Origin of the sequence: Gordonia terrae (assembly GCF_001698225.1) — a bacterium.
Classification (GTDB): domain Bacteria; phylum Actinomycetota; class Actinomycetes; order Mycobacteriales; family Mycobacteriaceae; genus Gordonia; species Gordonia terrae.
The window spans coordinates 2,002,788-2,021,905 of the sequence record NZ_CP016594.1; the positions used below are offsets into that span (position 1 = coordinate 2,002,788).

The 19,118-nt window shown below is 68.6% G+C and carries 19 protein-coding genes and 1 riboswitch; of the genes, 9 read left to right on the forward strand and 10 right to left on the reverse strand.

What is annotated here, in order from left to right; all coding sequences use genetic code 11:
- The first annotated feature begins 11 nt into the window (after nt 1–11).
- Nucleotides 12–239, forward strand: coding sequence for a DUF167 domain-containing protein (locus BCM27_RS09080; protein WP_004021704.1), 228 nt, complete (start codon nt 12–14; stop codon nt 237–239).
- A gap of 2 nt (nt 240–241) precedes the next feature.
- Here BCM27_RS09080 and BCM27_RS09085 read toward each other — a convergent pair whose 3' ends face one another.
- Nucleotides 242–706, reverse strand: coding sequence for a tRNA (cytidine(34)-2'-O)-methyltransferase (locus BCM27_RS09085; RefSeq protein WP_033203743.1), 465 nt, complete (start codon nt 704–706; stop codon nt 242–244).
- A 55-nt stretch (nt 707–761) separates the two neighbouring features.
- Nucleotides 762–1,631, reverse strand: a complete 870-nt coding sequence (locus BCM27_RS09090) for a pyridoxal-phosphate dependent enzyme (protein WP_239450696.1) — start codon at nt 1,629–1,631, stop codon at nt 762–764.
- 147 nt (nt 1,632–1,778) lie between these two features.
- Between BCM27_RS09090 and BCM27_RS09095 the strand changes: the two genes are divergently transcribed.
- The 3 genes from BCM27_RS09095 to BCM27_RS09105 all read left to right on the forward strand — a co-directional run bounded on the left by BCM27_RS09095 (nt 1,779) and on the right by BCM27_RS09105 (nt 4,773).
- Nucleotides 1,779–2,654 carry a bifunctional methylenetetrahydrofolate dehydrogenase/methenyltetrahydrofolate cyclohydrolase gene (locus tag BCM27_RS09095; RefSeq protein ID WP_197505665.1) on the forward strand — a complete coding sequence of 292 codons (876 nt, stop codon included), beginning with the start codon at nt 1,779–1,781 and terminating at the stop codon, nt 2,652–2,654.
- A 110-nt stretch (nt 2,655–2,764) separates the two neighbouring features.
- Nucleotides 2,765–3,028, forward strand: coding sequence for a DUF3017 domain-containing protein (locus BCM27_RS09100; protein WP_004021699.1), 264 nt, complete (start codon nt 2,765–2,767; stop codon nt 3,026–3,028).
- A gap of 167 nt (nt 3,029–3,195) precedes the next feature.
- Complete coding sequence (locus tag BCM27_RS09105) at nt 3,196–4,773, forward strand: Hsp70 family protein (protein WP_004021698.1); 1,578 nt, start codon at nt 3,196–3,198, stop codon at nt 4,771–4,773.
- 33 nt (nt 4,774–4,806) lie between these two features.
- Here the strand turns inward: BCM27_RS09105 and metX are convergent, their stop codons facing one another.
- On the reverse strand, nt 4,807–5,961 hold the full coding sequence (gene metX / locus BCM27_RS09110; RefSeq protein ID WP_004021697.1) for a homoserine O-acetyltransferase MetX: 1,155 nt from the start codon (nt 5,959–5,961) through the stop codon (nt 4,807–4,809).
- A 16-nt stretch (nt 5,962–5,977) separates the two neighbouring features.
- Nucleotides 5,978–7,315, reverse strand: a complete 1,338-nt coding sequence (locus BCM27_RS09115; protein ID WP_004021696.1) for a bifunctional o-acetylhomoserine/o-acetylserine sulfhydrylase — start codon at nt 7,313–7,315, stop codon at nt 5,978–5,980.
- Nucleotides 7,316–7,377: 62 nt separating this feature from the next.
- Nucleotides 7,378–7,498: riboswitch (SAM riboswitch) on the reverse strand.
- 269 nt (nt 7,499–7,767) lie between these two features.
- Here BCM27_RS09115 and BCM27_RS09120 point away from each other — a divergent pair.
- Nucleotides 7,768–9,552, forward strand: a complete 1,785-nt coding sequence (locus BCM27_RS09120; RefSeq protein WP_004021695.1) for a cutinase family protein — start codon at nt 7,768–7,770, stop codon at nt 9,550–9,552.
- A 128-nt stretch (nt 9,553–9,680) separates the two neighbouring features.
- The gene (locus tag BCM27_RS09125) at nt 9,681–10,958 is read left to right on the forward strand and encodes an MFS transporter (protein WP_004021694.1); all 1,278 of its coding nucleotides are present in this window, start codon (nt 9,681–9,683) and stop codon (nt 10,956–10,958) included.
- A 75-nt stretch (nt 10,959–11,033) separates the two neighbouring features.
- Here the strand turns inward: BCM27_RS09125 and bfr are convergent, their stop codons facing one another.
- Together bfr and BCM27_RS09135 are read right to left on the reverse strand one after the other, a co-directional pair.
- Nucleotides 11,034–11,519 (reverse strand): bacterioferritin, encoded by a 486-nt coding sequence (bfr, locus tag BCM27_RS09130; protein WP_004021693.1) that lies wholly within the window; start codon nt 11,517–11,519, stop codon nt 11,034–11,036.
- Nucleotides 11,520–11,619: 100 nt separating this feature from the next.
- On the reverse strand, nt 11,620–11,802 hold the full coding sequence (locus BCM27_RS09135) for a (2Fe-2S)-binding protein (protein WP_010841902.1): 183 nt from the start codon (nt 11,800–11,802) through the stop codon (nt 11,620–11,622).
- A gap of 146 nt (nt 11,803–11,948) precedes the next feature.
- On the opposite strand from BCM27_RS09135, the gene BCM27_RS09140 reads away from it, so the two are divergent.
- From BCM27_RS09140 to BCM27_RS09150, 3 genes are all read left to right on the forward strand, one after another.
- Nucleotides 11,949–12,800: an exodeoxyribonuclease III gene (locus BCM27_RS09140; RefSeq protein ID WP_004021692.1), complete on the forward strand. Its 852-nt coding sequence runs from the start codon at nt 11,949–11,951 to the stop codon at nt 12,798–12,800.
- A gap of 23 nt (nt 12,801–12,823) precedes the next feature.
- On the forward strand, nt 12,824–13,879 hold the full coding sequence (gene trpS, locus BCM27_RS09145; protein WP_033203737.1) for a tryptophan--tRNA ligase: 1,056 nt from the start codon (nt 12,824–12,826) through the stop codon (nt 13,877–13,879).
- Between the two features lie 80 nt (nt 13,880–13,959).
- Nucleotides 13,960–15,081 (forward strand): YhjD/YihY/BrkB family envelope integrity protein, encoded by a 1,122-nt coding sequence (locus BCM27_RS09150; protein WP_004021690.1) that lies wholly within the window; start codon nt 13,960–13,962, stop codon nt 15,079–15,081.
- Between the two features lie 31 nt (nt 15,082–15,112).
- On the opposite strand, the gene BCM27_RS09155 is transcribed toward BCM27_RS09150, so the two are convergent.
- The 4 genes from BCM27_RS09155 to BCM27_RS09170 all read right to left on the reverse strand — a co-directional run bounded on the left by BCM27_RS09155 (nt 15,113) and on the right by BCM27_RS09170 (nt 19,061).
- Complete coding sequence (locus BCM27_RS09155) at nt 15,113–16,402, reverse strand: D-alanyl-D-alanine carboxypeptidase family protein (protein ID WP_004021689.1); 1,290 nt, start codon at nt 16,400–16,402, stop codon at nt 15,113–15,115.
- Between the two features lie 10 nt (nt 16,403–16,412).
- Nucleotides 16,413–17,189: a type 1 glutamine amidotransferase gene (locus tag BCM27_RS09160; protein WP_004021688.1), complete on the reverse strand. Its 777-nt coding sequence runs from the start codon at nt 17,187–17,189 to the stop codon at nt 16,413–16,415.
- A gap of 87 nt (nt 17,190–17,276) precedes the next feature.
- Nucleotides 17,277–17,675 (reverse strand): hypothetical protein, encoded by a 399-nt coding sequence (locus tag BCM27_RS09165; RefSeq protein WP_004021687.1) that lies wholly within the window; start codon nt 17,673–17,675, stop codon nt 17,277–17,279.
- Nucleotides 17,676–17,792: 117 nt separating this feature from the next.
- The gene (locus BCM27_RS09170; RefSeq protein ID WP_004021686.1) at nt 17,793–19,061 is read right to left on the reverse strand and encodes a cytochrome P450; all 1,269 of its coding nucleotides are present in this window, start codon (nt 19,059–19,061) and stop codon (nt 17,793–17,795) included.
- Nucleotides 19,062–19,118 lie beyond the last annotated feature (57 nt).

Sequence of the window (19,118 nt, forward strand, 5' to 3'; positions counted from 1 at the left end):
GGAAAGAGTCGATGCCGCAACAGGTCGTGGTGACCGTCAAACCGAAGAGCAGCAAGGGCCCGTTGGTCGAGACGGGGCCCGACGGCGCGATCACCGTCTACGTCCGCGAGCCTGCAACGGAGGGCCGGGCGAACAAGGCGGTCTCCGAACTGCTCGCCGCTCACCTCGGGGTTCCGAAGAGCAAGATCGCGCTCATCGGCGGCGCCACGGCACGAACCAAGCGCTATCGCGTCGGCTGATCCTAGACAGCACCGGAAAAGCCGTGCTGTCGCCACGCCTCGTACACCACGATGCTCGCGGCGTTGGCCAGGTTGTGGGAACGACGACCGGCGAGCATGGGGATGCGCACCCGGTCGGTGACCTCGGGTTCGTCGAGGACCTCCGCGGGCAACCCGGTCGGTTCCGGGCCGAACAGCAGCACGTCACCGGGCCGGTAGTCGACGTCGGTGTGGTACCGCTCGGCGTGGGCGGTGAACGCGAACACCCGCTCCGGCTTCAGCGTCGTCCAGGCGGTCACCAGGTTGGGATGAACCGTGACGTTGGCCATCTCGTGGTAGTCGAGTCCCGCGCGTTTCACCTGCGCGTCGGACATGGAGAAACCGAGCGGTTCGATGAGGTGGAGCTCGCACCCCGTGTTGGCGGCCAGCCGGATCGCATTGCCCGTGTTCGGCGGGATGCACGGCTGGTAGAACATGATTCGGAACATGATGGTGTCAGCGTAGTCGGTGCCGTACGACGCGGATCCCACTCGATCCCGCCCCTCACACCGCCAATGCGGTGTTGGCCCCGCACAGCACGATGCACAGCGTCGAATCGGGTTGCGGCCGAATCTGTCCCGAGGTCACACCGGCGACGGCCGTGGCGGTACCGTGTTCGACGAGGATGCGATGGGAGTCCCAGAGCATCCGTCGCGCCGCGATGATCTGGTCGTCGGTCACGATTATGCTGCGGACGGCGGGGTTCTCGGCGACGGCATTCCAGCACAGGTCGCCGACCCGGGTCGCGCCGAGAGAGTCGGCGGCCACGCTCTCCAGTTCGACGGGCACGGGCGTCCCTGCGGCGAGTGCCTGGTGCAGGCACGAGGCACCGAGCGGTTCGACGCCGACGAGGTGATCGCCCGGGCGTAGCGTCGCGGCGAGGCCGGCCAGCAGTCCGCCACCGCCGACACAGACGACGGTCGTGAGTGGCCCGGGCACGTCGTCGATGAGCTCGAGACCGATCGTGCCCGCGCCGGCGACGATGTCCGGTAGATCGTAGGCGTGGAGCGCCAGTGCGCCCGTCTGGTCTGCGAGCTCCTCGGCCGCATCGGCGGCCTCGGAGTAGCGCCGTCCGATGAGATGCACCCGCGCACCCGCGGCGCGCAGCGCGTCGATCTTGACCGGCGGTGCCGTCTCGGGGATGACCACGGTGACCGGGACGCCGACGATCCGCGCCGCGACCGTCGCGCCGATCGCGGCATTGCCGCCGGAGGCGACGAGCACACCGGCGTCGGTCAGAATCCCCTGGTCGCGGGCATGCAGGGTCGCCCACAGACTGCCCCGCGGTTTGAAACACCCGCCGAGCTGGGTGTACTCGAGTTTGAGGGCCACGTCGACCGGGCCGTCGACGGTGTCGATGACCGTGCGCAGCATCGGCGTGCGTCGGAGATGGGGACTGATCGCCGCGCAGGCGAGGTCGACGTCGACGGGCACCACGGTCACCACCCCGACCCTAGTGGTGCAGGACCCATCCGTCCGTCGATGACGGATTACCCGGGCACGAGTGGAAGAATGTCGGGCGTGACCGCGATACGACTCGATGGGAAGACCACGCGCGACGAGATCTTCGCTGATCTGGCCGAACGGGTGGAGAAGCTCCGGCTGGCGGGTGTCACCCCTGGTCTCGGCACCGTTCTGGTCGGCGATGACCCGGGTTCGCACTCCTACGTCAAGGGCAAGCACGCCGACTGCGCGCGCATCGGCGTCGCCTCGATCCGCAAGGATCTCCCGGCCGACGCCACGACCGAACAGCTCAACGCCGCGATCGACGAACTCAACGCGGACCCGGCCTGCACCGGCTACATCGTGCAGTTGCCGCTGCCCCGGCACCTCGACGAGAACGCCGCGCTCGAGCGGATCGATCCGCTCAAGGACGCCGACGGACTCCACCCGATCAACCTCGGGCGGCTGGTCCTGGGCAAGGAATCGACGCTGCCCTGCACCCCGCGCGGCGTCATCCACCTGCTGCGCCGCTACGACGTCCCGCTGGCCGGAGCCCGGGTCACCGTCGTCGGGCGCGGCGTCACCATCGGCAGGCCCATCGGTCTGCTCCTCACCCGCCGCAGCGAGAACGCCACGGTCACCCTGTGCCACACCGGGACCACCGATCTCGCGTCCGAGATCGAACGCGCCGACATCGTGGTCGCCGCCGCGGGTGTGCCGCACCTCATCACCGCGGACATGGTCAAGCCAGGTGCCGCGGTGGTCGACGTGGGGGTCAGCCGCACCGACGAGGGTCGTCTCGTCGGCGACGTACACCCCGACGTCTGGGACGTCGCCGGCCACGTGTCACCGAACCCCGGCGGCGTGGGACCGCTGACGCGAGCGTTCCTGCTCGTCAACGTTGTCGAACGCGCGGAGCAGACGCTCGCCTCCGGGGGTGGCGGCGACGCGTGACCCGAGACGAGCGCCCGAGTGAGTCCGCTCACTCCCAGCCGCGTGGTGTCGACAACTCCCGCCCGGGAGGCCGGACCCGCGCTTCCGCCGACCGCACCCGCCTTCGGGAGATGCTCGTCCAACTCCCGTATCTGCTGGTGATGGTGGGTGTGCTCGTTGCGGCACTGCTCGTGATGTTCGATCGCTGGCGGCGTGGGTCGTTCGTCTTCGGGGCGGCGCTGCTCGTCGGCGCCGTGCTACGAGCCTTCATTCCTTCGTCGCAAGCCGGGTTGCTGCAGGTCAGGGGTAAGACGTTCGACGTCACGGTGATGGCGACGGTCGGCGGTGTGATGCTGTGGCTGGCGGCGTCGATCGACTCCTTGGGCACGGATTGATTACAATAGAGACCTGAGCGTGACCTGACGGCCAGTCGTCCGCTCGACCAGGCACTTTCCGCTGCCCTGCCGCAGACGCACCGACCGCTGGAGTTTGTATTACCTCATCACCAACCGACGACACCGTGAGCGAAGTGACGTCCATGGGCGTGTCAGCAGGTGCTGGCATGATCCACTACGTCCTCCTGACGCGTGACGATCTCGGTCGCAGTGTGGTCGACTCGCGCGTCATCGACGTCGACCCCACCGACGGTCTCGATGCCGCCGGCCGCGTCAACGCCGGGATCGACGTGATGCTGACCGCGGCTCGCGAGTCCGCGACGAGGGTGGGACCCATCGGGGTGGCCGCACGCACGGGCAGTCAGCGCCGACAACTGCGTTCGAGGGGCAGCGGCCCCCGCCGCCAGGTCCGCCTCGCCGGCGAGGACGAGGCCGTTCTGGCCTACCTCGCCGACACCGGGGAGGTCGACCGCTTCACCGCCGCGGTCGTCGTCGACTGCGGCGACACCGGTATGTCTCTCTACACCGTCGACCCCCGCGAGGGCCGGATCGGCAATCCCGAACACTCGACGGTTCTGAGCGGCCGTCGCCTGGACCGATCCATCGTCGACCAGCTGACCGCGGACAACCCGGCCCTCGGTGAAGCCGGCCGCACCCGGGCCGATCGCAGCGAGTTGCGCAGCGCCTGCCGGACCGCGAAGGAAGAGATCTCCTACGGCGGGACTTCGTCCGCGGCCGAGTCCGTGGTGGCGGTCTCGGCGGGCGCGGGGCGCGTGACGCTGTCGGCGGCGCATGTCGAGCAGGCGATCGAGCCGATGATCCGGGACGCGAGAGAGGTGTTCACCCGGTACATCGACGCCGCACGATCGCGCGGCGTACGGCCGGACGCAGTGATCTTCATCGGCGGCCTCGCCAACCTTCCCGCGGTGCGCACGATCGCATCTGGGCATGATCTGGAAGTTGTCGGTCCGACCGCTCCGGAATTGGTCGTGGCCACCGGCGCAGCCCTGCTTGCACTCCAGAGTTATTCGGGCGCAGCGCGTCTGGCGTTCATCGGCGGCAAACCGCAACGTGAGTGGCTCTCCGCGACACCCATCGCGGTCGCCGGAGCCGTCATCGCCGCCACGCTCATGACGATCTACGCGGTGAGCTCGTCATTCGCGGATCGTCCGGCCGTTGATCCGCAGCCCTCGGTCAGCAGCAGCGTGCCACCGGCCGCGGCGACCAGTGACAGCGACCCGCCGGTCGCCCCGAGACCCCCCTCGCAGCCGATCACCCGGATTCCGGATGAGCCCGTCGAGCCGACCGTCGTGGCCCCTGTCCCGACCCAACAGCCCGTGCCGCAGACCGGCTGGAACGATCCGCCGGCCTGGGCGACCACGGAGTTGCCGCCGACGCGCCCGTCGACGAGCACCAGCACCCGCACGCTGTCGCCGTTCCCGTGGCCGGAGTTGCCGTTCCCGCCCGGATCGACGCCGACGATCCCGCCGGAACTGTTGCCGCCGGGTTTCCTCCCGCCGAGCGCCGCGCCCACGCCTCCGCCTCCGACGTATACGACGCCGACGCCGGAGTCTCCGCGCACCGGTTCGGCACGGCCGAGCAGCACGCGCGCCCAGGGGGAGACCCAGGCGCCGTCGGTGCCCGACTCAGGGCGGCCCGCTGATCGGGGCGGGGAGTCGGCACCGCAGATCCCGCCGTCGCCTCAGCCCAGCAGTCCGGTGCCCACGGTTCCCGCGCCGCGCTGACGAGAGGTCGCCGACGGCCGGATCGGGACGCCCTCAGGCGTCGCGTCGCGCGAGTTCGACTGTGCGCTTGAGTAGATCGCTGATGGCGTCGAACTCGGTCAGGAAGCCGTCGTGACCGGTGTCGGAGTGGACGACCTGGAGGCCGCCGACGCAGTTGCCCAGCTCCTCGGCGAGTTCGACCTGGAGCCGGATCGGGTAGAGGCGGTCGGAGTCGATTCCCCCGACGATCACCGGAACGGTGCATGCGTTGAGCGCCTTGGCGACTCCGCCGCGACCGCGCCCGACATCGTGATGGTTGAGGACCTCGGTGAGGACGACGTAGCTCGCCGGGTCGAAGCGCGACATCAGCTTCGACGCCTGATGGTCGAGGTAGCTCTGCACCGCGTAGCGCCCGCCGGTCAGCGGATTCTCGTCGCCCTGGGCGTCGTTCGCGAATCGGCTGTCGAGCTCGGGTTCGCTGCGGTACATGAGATGGGCGATTCGACGAGCGATTCCCATGCCCTGCAACGGGATTCGTCCAGTGCCGTGATAGTCGCCACCGCGCCAGTCCGGGTCGGCCTTGATCGCGGCGATCTGAGCGGACTGGATACCGATCTGGTCCGCGGTCGCGCGGGCGCCGACGGCGAGGACGAGTGCACTGCGCACCCGGTCGGGGTACTCGATGACCCACTCGAGGGCGCGCGCGCCACCCATCGACCCGCCGAGAACCGCACCGACGCTGGTGATTCCGAGGCGATCGAGGAGTGCCACCTCGGCGCGGACCTGGTCGAGGACGGTGATCTGTGGGAAACGCGAACCCCACGGACGGCCGTCGGGGGCGATGGAACCCGGGCCGGTGGACCCCTTGCATCCCCCGAGGACGTTGGCAGAGATGACGCACCACTCGTCGGTGTCGATGGCCTGCCCGGGCCCGATCAACCCGTCCCACCATCCGGCCGAGTCGTGGTCGGCGTCGGCGGGGCCGGTGACATGCGAGTCACCCGTCAGCGCATGAAGAGTGAGGATCACGTTGTCGCGGGACGGCGACAACGTCCCCCAGCGCTGGAACGCCAGGGTGACGTCGTCGATCCGTGCTCCGCTGTCGAGAGGCAGCGACCCGATCGGGATGCCGACGAGTTCCCCGTCCGGGAGAGACTCCCAATCGGGCTGATCAGACGCTGTCGCGTTCAGGTCGATACTCACCGACAAAGCTGCCTCACCTGTTTCACTTGGCCGCCGCGAATCCCTGTTCGAGGTCGGCCAGGATGTCGTCGATTCCCTCGATGCCCACGGCCAGTCGGACCAGTCCGGGGGTCACGCCCGCGGCGAGTTGCTCCTCGGGGGTCAACTGACTGTGCGTGGTCGAGGCCGGGTGGATCACCAGCGAGCGCACGTCGCCGATGTTGGCGACGTGGCTGTGCAGGCTGAGCGCGTCGACGAACCTCTTGCCGGCGTCCACGCCGCCGGTGATCTCGAAGGCGATGATCGCGCCCTGACCCTTGGGGGCCAGTTCCTGGCCGCGCTTGTACCAGGGGGAGGACTCCAGGCCGGCGTACGCCACCGACTCGACCTGGCCGTGTCCCTCGAGGAAGGCGGCGACCTTCTGCGCGTTGGCGACATGGCGCTCGATGCGCAGGCTCAGGGTCTCCAAACCCTGCGCGAGCAGGAACGCGTTGAACGGCGCGATGGCCGCACCCGTGTCACGCAACCACTGCACGCGGGCCTTGAGTGCGAACGCGGGCGCCCCGAGGTCGGCGAAGACCGCGCCGTGGTAGCTGGGGTCCGGGGTGGTGAAACCGGGGAACAGGTCTTTCCCGTCGCGCTGGACACGCCAGTCGAAGGTCCCGCCGTCGACGATGACGCCGCCGATCGCCGTGCCGTGGCCGCCAATGTACTTGGTGGCCGAATGCACGACGATGTCGGCCCCGTGGGCCAGCGGATTGATCAGGTACGGCGTGGCGACCGTGTTGTCGATGATCAGCGGTACGCCGTTGCGGTGGGCGACCTCCGAGATGCCGGGGATGTCCAGGATCTCGTTGTTGGGGTTGGAGATCGACTCACCGAAGAACGCGCGGGTGTTGTCCTTGACCGCGGCCTGCCACGACGCCGGATCCTCGGGATCGTCGACGAACGTGACCTCGACGCCCAGCTTCGGCAGCGTGTAATGGAAGAGATTGAAGGTGCCGCCGTACAGGCGCGGGCTCGACACCACGTGGCCGCCGGTCTCGACGATGTTGAGGATCGCGTAGGTCTCCGCGGCCTGGCCCGATGCCACGAGCAGCGCGGCGACGCCACCCTCGAGTGCGGCGATCCGCTGCTCGACGGCATCCTGGGTCGGATTCATGATGCGGGTGTAGATGTTGCCCGGCTCGGCGAGCCCGAAGAGGTTCGCGGCGTGCTGTGTGTCGTTGAAGACGTACGACGTCGTCTGGTAGATCGGCAGCGCCCGCGCGTTCGTCACCGCATCGGCGGCCTGTCCGGCGTGGATCTGCTTGGTCTCGAAGCTCCAGTTGTCCACTGGGGAGGTGCCGTCGGCGGAAGTGCCGTCAGGGGCATCAGACATGGCGATTGATCACTTTCTACGGTCGGCAGGGCCAACTCGACCCTGGTGGGGTCCGACCTTCGGACCCGCGCTTGCCGGGGATCGTCGCTGCGATCCCACAACCCGGTCATCACCCGGAGCACCCCACCGCGGTTGGAGGGTTGCCGATCAGCCAGCCGGGGCTTGACGCTGATGCTCATGACCTGGCGACAAGGATATAACACGGATGTGAGTGCCGGAGAACCGTCCCGGTCAGGCCGCGTCCAACACTTTCCAAGCGCGGTCCGAAGGTGGCATGAGCTGTCCTCCGACCGAGTGAAATCACGTGTGGTCAGGGGCATAGTGCCAGGTCACGGTCGTTAGCGTCCCTCAGCGTGCTGTCGGTTTCACCGTCGCGGATCTAGCGTTCGGACCAGCCCCGGCTGCGTCGGAGGATTCCGATCGGGTGGTCCGGGTTCGCACAGGAGCGCCCCATGGCCGCGATCGCTCGTCTCCGAACCCGACGGACCTCGCTCACGATCGCCGCTCTGACCGCCCTGGCGGTCGCGGCAGCTCTCAGCCTGTCCGGGGCCCCTCCCGCGACGGCCGCCGAATGCAGCGACTCGGGCGCGGTCATCATCGTGGCCGGGACCAACGACCCGGAGAGCGCCCATCTCGTCGGTGTGAAGCAGCGCTACACCGGCAAGGTGCCGACGGTGGAGAACGGCGAGGTGGTCATCGAGGACGACCCGGGAAGTCCCTATCTCGCCGCGCCCAAGGACGTGATCCACGTCGACTACCCGACCACGCTCTGGCCACTCGGTGCCGCCGGATACGACGACAGCACCGGACAGGGCACGAGTGCGACGGCGTCGGCGATCGCCGGCTATCAGCAACGATGCGGAGCAGGCGCCGACATCGTGGTCGCAGGCTATTCCCAGGGTGCCCGTGTCGCCGGGGACGTACTCGCCGACATCGGGAACGGTCGCAACGTCGAGCAGGTCGTCGCGACCGACGAGAACGGCGACGTCATGCTCGACGAGCAGGGCAATCCGGTTCTGGTGGACATCGTGACGGGGAACATCTCCGGCGAGCTGTACGCGGATCCCCGCCGCTCCGGCGACAAGACCGGCCGCGGTATCGAGTTGTCGCTGATCGGGATCATCCCGGGTCTGACGATGGCAGGGGCACGAGGTGCGTCCGAGACCGACGGCGGGTTCGGAGACCTCGAGGGCCGGGTGGTGTCGGTCTGCATCGATGGCGATCCCATCTGTGACCTGCCGGATCCGATCCACGACCCGATCGGCGCGATCGACGGCCTGCTCGGCTACTTCACCAAGCACAACCTCTATCCGTTCCAGATGTATCGGGATCCGCGCACATCGACGTGGAACGACGGGCGGACCGTTCGCTGCGATCCGGGGACCGCGGTGTGCGTGGTCACCGCCGATTCCGCATTCGCCGAACTCGTTCAGGGGTGGGCGCGCGATCTGGGATTTTCCGGTGACATCGGGGACTTCTTGTCCGGTCGTCCGACGATCGACTTGCCGTACGGCATCGAACTCGCGAACCTGCAGCCGGTGATCCGGCTCGTGCAGGACCTCCTGCCACCGCTGCCGAAGCTCGGATATGGCGCCTATCTGCCGGATCTGTTCGTCTTCGAGGACATCCTGCAGGGGATCCTGACGCTGTCGCCGGCGAGATTCGTCGACGGAGCCACCGCCCTGGCCGCGAGCCTCCGCAGCATCGTCCTGCTCCCGGTGAACTTCGTGCGGTACTGGGCGGGAACGATCGTCGGACCGGTGGCGCCACAGGCCGGCACCGTCACGGTTCTCGCGGCGGATGCGTCGAGTCTGCGGTCGTCGACGTTCACGAGGCTCGCGACCGCAACCGGTGACGTCATCGAACCGGTTCGGGTCGAACCGGCCACCGGATCCGACGACTCGGTGGCGCCGCCACCGGCCCCGGCCGACCCGACCGCCGACACTCCCGGGGGACCCGCCGGCACCGACGACGCGAGCGGTGTCGAGGCGCCCGACGAGGATCCCGCCCCGGCGCCCGTCCGCGACGAGGTCCCGGCCGCCACCGATCCGTCGTCGGGCGAGCTGTCCGGGGACGAACCGTCCCGAGAAGAACCGGCCGGGGAGGAACCGGCCGGGGAGGAACCGGCCGGGGAGGAACCGGCGGGGGACGAGCCGCCCGGAGACGACCCGGAGGCGGCCGACACGGCCCCGGCGGGAGACGGGTCCGGGGGCGGCGGCGCCGAGGCCGGCAGCTGATCCGGGGCGCACGGTCGCGGCGCCCGACTGCGACCCGGCCGATGCGATGACCGCGCGGGCAGGGGGGTGTGAATGAACTCACCGCCGTGTCCGGAATCAGGGCGTCTCGGACACGGTTGGCATCAACCGTGTCTGACGCTCTTTCCACCACCGATGCCCCGGCCGACGTCTCGCTGACGGATCGGCTCGCCGCTCCGGAGGTCCACCGTCCCGAGGGGGCCGTCTCGGTCGGCGTGTCCCGCCGGGTACGTCGCTGGACGATTCTCGCCCTCGCTCTCGGCGGTTTCGGGATCGGTACGACCGAGTTCGTCGCGATGGGTCTGCTGCCCAACATCGCCGGCTCGCTCGGAGTGTCCGAACCGACTGCCGGACATGTCATCTCGGCGTACGCGATGGGTGTGGTGGTGGGGGCTCCGCTGATCGCGGCGCTCACCGCGAGGATGTCTCGACGCACGTTGCTCATCGGTTTGATGGTGGCGTTCACCGTGGGCAACCTGGCCACGGTTCTCGCGCCGGACTACGGGCTGCTGCTGGTGGCGAGGTTCGTGGCCGGTCTGCCACACGGCGCCTACTTCGGCGTCGCGGCGCTGGTCGCCGCTCACCTCGCGGGCCCGCGGAATCGCGCCAAGGCCGTGGGGCAGGTGATGCTCGGTCTGTCGGTTGCCAACGTGTTCGGCGTGCCGGCTGCCGCCTGGCTCGGGGAGACCTTCGGCTGGCGGTCGGCGTTCGCGATCGTCGTCGTCATCGGGGTCGCCACCGTCTTCGCACTGATGCGCGCCCTTCCGGCGCTCACCGGGATGAAGACCACCGATCCGCTCACCGAGCTCGGTGCACTCAAGCGGTCCCAGGTCTGGTTCACCCTCGTCATCGGGACCGTCGGATTCGGCGGGATGTTCGCGTTCTACACGTATCTGAACTCGGCGTTGACCACTGACACCGGGCTGTCGGTGTCGGTCGTGCCCTTCGCGCTCATGCTGTACGGACTGGGCATGGTGACCGGCAACTTCGTCGGCGGCTACATCGCCGACCGCAGCGTGTCGGTGGCGATCCTCGGTGGCCTCGCCGCCAGCGCCCTATCGCTCGGCGCGTTCGCGGTGCTGGCTGAGAACGCCTGGGCAGCGCTGTTTCTCACGTACATGGTGGCGCTCACCGGTACGGCGATGCTGCCCGCGCTGCAGACCAGGCTGATGGATGTGGCTGCTGACGCGCAGACCCTGGCCGCCGCGTTGAACCATTCGGCACTCAACATCGCCAACGCGGCCGGAGCGCTGCTCGGTGGTGTGGTGGTCAGCGCAGGCTACGGGTATCTCGCACCGTCGGTCGTCGGGGTGTTGCTCGCGCTGGCCGGCATCGCGGTCACCGTGGTGGCCCTTGCGACGTCGCGGCGCCGGCCGGTCGGATCCTGACCGAGCGAAGTCTTCTGTTCGACGACGAGGGCCGACCGGAGAGTTCCGGTCGGCCCTCGTCGTCGAACGCGTGGGTCAGCTGTTGGTCGGTGGTGTGGCGATGGTCTTCGAGAGATAGAGCTGTTCGCCGAGTTTGTTGATCAGCTCGAGTTGGGTTTCGAGGTAGTCGATGTGTTCTTCCTCGTCGGCGAGGATCTGCTCCAGGAGGTTCGCGCTCGTGATGTCACCCTTGGACCGGCACAACGCGATTCCGGGGCGGAGTCGTTCCACGACCTCGACCTCGATCGCCATATCCGATTCGAACTGCTCGCGGATCGACTGTCCGATGCGCAGCGGCAGCAGGCGCTGGTAGTTGGGGAGGGCATCGAGGAACAGGATTCGATCGGTCAGGATCTCGGCGTGCGTCATCTCTTCGATCGACTCGGCCCGGGTCTTGGCCGCGATCTCGGTCAGCCCCCAGCTCTGCTGCATCTTCGCATGCAGGAAATACTGGTTGATCGCCGTGAGCTCACTGGTGAGCTGTTCGTTGAGCAGTTCGATGACCTCGTCGTCGCCACGCATGTGTCAGCCTCCGGTTCGCCGTGAATGTCCGGTCGAACCGTAACACGACAAAACCCCCCGCGCGTCGTGTCGCGCGAGGTTCGTCGGGTCGGCTGTCAGGTCATGCAGCGGTCGTCGCGGTTGACGCCCTTTCGCTCAGGATGTCGTGCAGTTGGTCCAGGCAGGTTCCGCAGCCTTCGCCCGCGCCGCATCGGTCGCTGATCGCATCGACGGTGTACGCACCTGCGTCGCAGTGTGCGTGGACCTCGTCGACCGTCACGGCGCGGCATATGCAAACGAACATCTTCGGACTCACCTTCGTGCCTGGATTAGGCAATGCTTACATATCTTAGGGTGTCCGCACAAGGGTTGCCTTACCTCTATCTGGCCGTGTGCGCCGCGGCCACGGCCGGCCGGGGCTGTCCGACCCGGTCCGTAGGATGTGGCCCCGTGCCACTCACGATCTCCACGGTGAACGTCAACGGAATCCGCGCAGCGGTGAAACATCGGTCGGAGGCCAACCGCGGCTTCCTGCCCTGGCTCGATCAGGCCGGACTGGAAGGGTCCGGGTTGGACGTGGTCCTGCTGCAGGAGGTCCGGGCCAGTGCGGAACTCGCCCGCGACGCCCTGGCGCCGGCGTTGGCCGAGGGCTGGCATCTCACGATGAGCGAGTCGGCCGTGAAGGGCCACGCGGGCGTCGGCGTGCTGACCCGGGGCGAACCCGCCGCGGTGCGGGTCGGGTTCGGGAGCGCCGAGTTCGACGAACTCGGGCGCTATGTCGAGGTCGACCTCGACACCGATCTGGGGCCGCTGACCGCCGCGAGCCTGTACCTCCCCAAGGGGGCCGCGCTCTCCGACGCCGCGAAGGACATCGCCAAACATGACGAGAAGGTCCGGTTCATGGCCGAGTTCGGCGACCATCTCGGCCGGCTCGTCCGTCGTCGCCGGCATGTCGTCGTCGGTGGCGACTGGAACATCGCGCCCGCCGAGGCGGACATCAAGAACTGGAAGGGCAATCTGAAGAGCCCCGGTTTCCTGCCACATGAGCGTGCGTGGGTGGCCGATCTGCTGGCGGCCGGGTGGCGCGACGTCATGCGCGAGCTGTTCCCCGACCACGCCGGTCCCTACTCCTGGTGGTCGTGGCGCGGAAAAGCCTTCGACAACGACTCCGGGTGGCGTATCGACTACCAGCTCACCAACAAGATGCTGGCCGGCCGCGCGACCAAGGCCGAGGTCGCACGTGCCGCGGCATACGACCTCCGCTGGTCCGACCATGCGCCGGTCACCGTGCGGTACGAGTGACGGGATCTGACAAACTGGGCGTCATGACCAGCGACGCAGAGCGCACCGGAGACCCGTCGGCCGGTGCGGTGCCGACCCGCCCGCGTGTGCTGTCGGGCATCCAGCCGACCAGCGATTCCTTCCACCTCGGGAACTATCTCGGCGCCGTCCGGCAGTGGGTGGCGTTGCAGGACGATTTCGACGCGTTCTACTTCATCCCCGACATGCACGCGCTGACCGTGCCGTTCGAGCCGAAGGTCCTGGCCGACCGCACCCGTCTGAGCGTTGCCCAGTTGCTCGCCGTCGGCGTGGACCCCGAGCGTTCCACCATCTACGTCCAGTCCCACATCCCCGAGATCGCACAGCTGACGTGGGTCCTGTCGTGCATCACCGGCTTCGGCGAGGCGAGCCGGATGACCCAGTTCAAGGACAAGTCGGCGAAGCAGGGCGTCGACGCGGCGGGTGTCGGCCTGTTCACCTATCCCATCCTGATGGCCGCCGACATCCTGGCGTTCGGAGTCGACCGGGTGCCCGTCGGGGAGGATCAGCGGCAGCACCTCGAACTCACCCGCGATCTCGCGCAACGCTTCAACTCCCGCTTCGGCAAGGTGCTCAAGGTGCCGCAGGCGCACATCGTCTCCGAATTCGCCAAGATCTACGACCTGCAGAACCCGACCGCCAAGATGAGCAAGTCCGCCGAGACCGACAAGGGTCTGATCAACCTGCTCGACGACCCCAAGCGTTCGGCGAAGAAGATCCGCTCCGCCGTCACCGACACCGGATCGGAGATCCGGTTCGATGTCGCCGAGAAGCCGGGCGTCTCCAACCTCCTGACCATCCAGTCGGCGTTGTCCGGCGTCGGCGTCGACGATCTGGTCGCCAAGTACGAGGGCAAGGGTTACGGCGATCTGAAGGTCGATACCGCGGAGGTACTCGCCGAGTTCGTGACCCCGCTACGGGGACGCGTCGACGAATACCTGTCGGACCCGGCCGAACTCGACGCCGTCCTGGCCCGGGGCGCGGCCCGCGCTCGGACCGTTGCCTCCGAGACGCTGGCATCTGTCTATGACAAGGTGGGATTCCTGGCGCCTGGCCGGTGACACCGGACCCGCAGGACGCCCGTACCGGGACCGAACAGGGACGGCCGGTCCCGCGCTCCGACCGACCAGGAAGGCCATTCATGACCTCCGCGCCAGACCCGGCGAAATCACCGGTCGACACTGCGAAATCGCCGGTGGACACTGCGAAGTCGGCGGTGGACACCGGGAAGTCGACCGTCGACAAGGCCAAGGCGGCCTTCGCGGCGGCGCGGGAGAAGTGGCCCGCCGTCGAGCATCTGGTGCAGACCGTCGAGCGCTACAACGATCGGCGCGGCAACGTGTACGCCGCAGCCATCAGTTTCAACGGCATCCTCGCGCTCGTCCCGATCATCATGGTGGTGTTCTCGGTGGCGGCCTTCGTGCTCGCCAATCAGCCCCAGTTGCTGGAGGACCTGCAGAAGGCCGTCGTCGAAGCCGCGCCGGGCAAGATGGGTGAGCAACTCAGTGAGGTCATCGACTCGGCGATCTCCTCGCGCGCCGCGGTCGGGATCGTCGGGCTGATCGGTGCCGCGTTCACCGGGATCGGGTGGATCTCCGGCGTCCGGGTGGCCTTCACCGAGATGTACGGAGGCCGCGTCGACCGCAACCCCGTGCTGTCGAAGGTGTGGGACCTCCTCACGTTCGCGTTGCTGGGTATCGCCTTCGCTGTGACGATGGCGCTGACGACCCTCGGCAACAGCGGCCTCACCACCACGATGCTCTCCTGGGTCGGACTCGACGACGCGTCGTGGGCCCCGGTCGTGGTGCGGGCGGTCGCCATCCTCGTGTCCGTCGTCGCCAGCTGGCTGCTCTTCACCTTCGTGCTCGCGCGGCTTCCGTTGGTGCCCTTGCCCATGACACACGCGATGAAGGCCGGCTTGATCATCGCGATCGCCTTCGAGCTGATGAAATCGCTTGGTGGACTGTACCTTCAGTCGGTCCTCAGTTCCCCGGCCGGGGTTGCGTTCGGCCCGATCCTCGGTGTCTTCGTCTTCGCGTATCTGGCGTCGCGGATCGTGCTGTACGCCACCGCCTGGTGTGCGACCGACCCCATCAACAGCTCGTATCAGGTGGTCGAGGAGCCCGACGCGGAACTCCGGCGGCCGGTGGTGATCTCGCCGACCGTCGAGGTGAACCCGGCGCCCCGGGCGGGTGTTCTCGCAGCCGCTGCCGGAGCGGGCGCGGCGGTCGCGGCGCTGGTCGGAATCCTTCGACGACGCTGACGCCGGGCCGGTCTGTGCGGCCCCGCCGTGCTCAGCGTCGTCCGGCGAGCCGCAACCCGAGCAGGAGCAGGACGACCGCCACCAGAGCTGCCACGAGTCCGATCAGGATCTGGACCGAGGTCGACGACGCCTGGTCGGAACCGGTTGCCGTCGCGCGATTCTCGGTGTGCGGTGGCGGTGGTGTCGAGGACACCCCGGCGGTGGCAGAGGGTTCGACGAGGCGCCCCACCGAGACGGCGGGGTCGGTGCGGAAACCATAGTCGAACATGGACCGGGCCTGATCCCAGTAGAGGTCGCCGTCGACGGACAGACCGAACATCTGCACGACGATCACCGTCCGGCCGTCCCGCTCGGCGGCACCCACGAATGTCTTGCGCGCATCGTCGGTGTAGCCGGTCTTCCCGCCGACCACCCCCGGATACCCGTCGAGGAGAAGGCGGTTGGTGCTGTACATGTCGTACGGCGGATGGTCCTTGTCGCCCGGCACATCCGGCCGCCGCGGATATCCGGGAAAGCGGAACGTGGGCATCGCGATCAGCTCGCGAAAGGTCGGCTCGGCCAGCGCGGCCCGGAACATCAGCGCGAGGTCGTACGGCGAGGACGACATCCCGGCGGCGTCGAGGCCGGACGGGCTCGCGGCACGCGTGTCGTGTGCTCCCAGTGCTCTCGCTCGGTCGTTCATCTTGTCGAGGGCGGCGTCGACGCCACCGAGTTCCCGCGCCAGCGCATGTGCGCAGTCGTTGCCCGACACGAGCAGCAGGCCGGTGAGCAGATCGCGGACGGAGTACACACCGCCGGGGCCCATCCCGCAGGAATCGCCCTCGGCGCTCCAGTCCTCGGCGGTGGGGACGACGTGTGCGGCGAGGTCGAGCTCATCGAGGACCACGAGCGCGAGCAGGACCTTGATCGTCGACGCCGGCCGGTAGCGGCCGTGGGGATCCTTGGCGGCGATGATCCGTCCGGATTCGAGGTCGGCGATCAGCCAGCCCGCCGAGGTCAGGCGTGGTGGGACAGGACCCGCGGCCGGGTCGGCGACAACCCCGCAACCGGCGAGGTCGTCACCGCCGACGGCCGGAGTCGGAACGGGGAGGGGAGTGGGCGTCTCGGAACCGGGTGCGACGACCTCGGATTCGTCGACGGCGGGCGGAGTCGCGACCTTGTGCGGGCAGTGGTCGGTGACCGGGGTGGTGACGGCCGGCGGCGGCGGGGCCGGCAGCGGGACGGCGACCGCGGGCTCGGTACCGACGACCAGGCCCACGAGCCCGAAGGTGAGCACGGCGACGAGAGCGCACGCGGTACGACGAGTCCACGTCGAGGTCATCGGCCGCACGTTACCAGCGGGAGCGCCCGTTGCCGACGACCTCGTGCAGCCATCGCCGCATCACCGCATCCGCCATCGGTGCGGTCACGCTCTCGGTGGCCGCCGCGTCGGCGGCGAACCGATCGGTGGCGGGTTCGCCGAGTACCTCGACCACCGAGGACCGCGAATCCGGATGTGACAGCCAGTCGCCGACGAGCTCGCCGCCGGCCTCGAGGTGGAACTGCACGCCGTAGCAGTTGTCCACGCGGAACAGCTGAGCAACGCAGGTTTCCGACGATGCGAGCAGTGTCGCCCCGGGCGGCAGGGTGAAGGTGTCGAAATGCCACTGCACGGTGTCGATCTCGCGAGGTGTGGGTGCCGTGACCGCGCCGCCCCACACCGGATCGGCCATACCCGCGTCGTTCAGGATCACGCGGTGCACGCCGAGCTCCGGTGCGTCACCGGTGGACACCTCGCCGCCGAGCGCCGCGGCCAGCATCTGCGCACCCAGGCAGACGCCCCAGATGGGCATTCCCCGGTCACGGGCTCGACGCAACAGGTCGAGTTCGTCGCCGATCCATGGGATACGGTCCGCGTCACCCACGCCCATCGCGCCGCCCAGAACGACGATGGCGTCGAAACCCATCAGATCGACCGACGCGGACTCGCGCCAGATCCGTAGCGTGGTCGTCTCGGTGGTGTCGTACAACGCGGGCCCGTATGCGCCCGGTGGCTCGGACTCCGCATGCCGGATCTCCAAGACCCGCAGCCGCTCCGGCGGCTCGATCCGCTCTGTTCTGGTGCTCATGACGAGAGCAAGCGTACGGCCGCGGCGGCCATTCCTCTCGTCGACGCGGTCGGGAGTGGATCGAGCCGGGGGTGCACAGCGCCGGGATCAACCGGTGCGACACGAGCTCGTGGGGCGCGGGCCGTCTGCGGTGTGGTCGGCGACGTGCTCGCCGTCGATCCGGATCTCGCATCGGGAGAGGCGACCGCCGGACTGGAACAGGGCGTCGACCGGCAGATCGCCCGCGGCTCTCGTGTACACCAGGGACGCCGTCCAGTTGCCCTCCGAATCCCGTTGCAGAAGTGGGACATCGGACTGTGTCCGCAGTCGGCCGTCCGCGTCGGTCCAGGCGACGGCGCCGTTGTGCTGCTGGTCGGAGGTCAGGGTGATCGTGATCCGTTGGGTGTCGGTGGTGGGTGCTGCCGCGGCCGGGGTGAAGACCAGAAGGCAGGCGAGCACACTCACCGCGAACGTCAACAGCAGCCGAAACAACAGGGCGCGGGCCATGGGGAACTCCGTTCGATGTGCGAGAGCCGATCCGGCGACCGTCCGGTCGTCCTCGGTCTCTCTTCGACGCATCGAGCGCCGGATCGGTTCCCTCGGATTTGCGGTCCTGTCCCTGCGTCAGGTGGTGACCGTCAGCGGCAGCGTGGTGAAACGGCGGACGAGGACCCCCGGCTCCCAGTGCGTCTGCCCCAGATCGATGCGGAAGGTCGAGGTGGAAGTCAGCAGATGCTCTGTCGCGAGTCGCGCCTGGAGCCGCGCCAGTGCGGCCCCGACACACAGATGCAGACCCTTGCCGAATGCGAGGTGCGACCTCCGGGCCGCCGGATCGAGGTCGATCGCAGCGGGGTCGTCGAAATGGGCCGGGTCGCGGTTGGCTGCACCCCACATCAGGAAGACGTGCGAACCGGCCGGAAGCCGCGTGTTGCCGAGCGTGGTGTCGGCGACGACGTGCCGGAAGTGGCCACGGAACGGGGTCTCGAGTCGCAGGGCCTCCTCCACGAACACCGGGATGAGTTCGGGGTCCCGGCGCAGACGATCGACGACCTCGGGATGACGGTCCAAGAGCCAGACGACACTGTTGAGCAGACTCGTGGTGGACTCGGCGCCCGCGGCCACCAACTGGAACAGGATCATCACGGCCGACTCGTGGTCGAGGCCACCCGCCGCGACGCGGGCGGCCACCTCGGCCAACGCAGTCCGCGCGCCAGACCCGCTCGCTTCGCTCCCGGCGCCGGTCATCTTCGGCCCGCTCGCTCCACTCCCGGCGCCGGTGTCATTCGGCCCGCTCGCTCCGCTCCCGGCGCCGGTCAACGCCGCTGACAGATACCCCGTCAGCTCGCCGACCGCCGCGGTCGCCGTCGTCAGCTGCTCCGGCGTGATGACGCCGTCGATCAGGACATTGGTCGCGATCGCCCACCGGGTGAGTGCGGCACGGTCGTCGGCCGGGAATCCGAGCAGCTCGCATGCGACCGCCATCGGAATCCGTTGTGCCACAGCGCTCACCCAGTCGATCCGACCGTCGTGCAGATTCGCGTTCCAGGATCGCTTGAGGTGCCCGCGGATGGTCGGCTCCAGCTCACGGATCCGCGCCGGCGAGACCGACGTCATCGCGAGCTTGCGATGATCCCGGTGGCGGGCACCGTCGGCGGTCGCGAGGACGTGCATCGCATCGCCCAGACCCGCGACCGGGAACTCCGAGACCGAGCCGTCGCCGTGCCACACCATCGTGGCGGTCAGGTTCGACGAGAAGTCCTCCGGGCGGCGGACCGCGTCGGCGATGAGATCCCAGGAGCCGACGGCGAAGAACGAGGAGTCGCCGATGCGCTGTACCGGGGAGTCGGTGTGAAGGCGCGAGTAGAAGGTCGTGGGGTCCTCGGTGGTGTCCATGACACCAGGGTCGACGGCGGCGGACGCGGTGGCACGCGATTCCGGAAAGAGGAGATC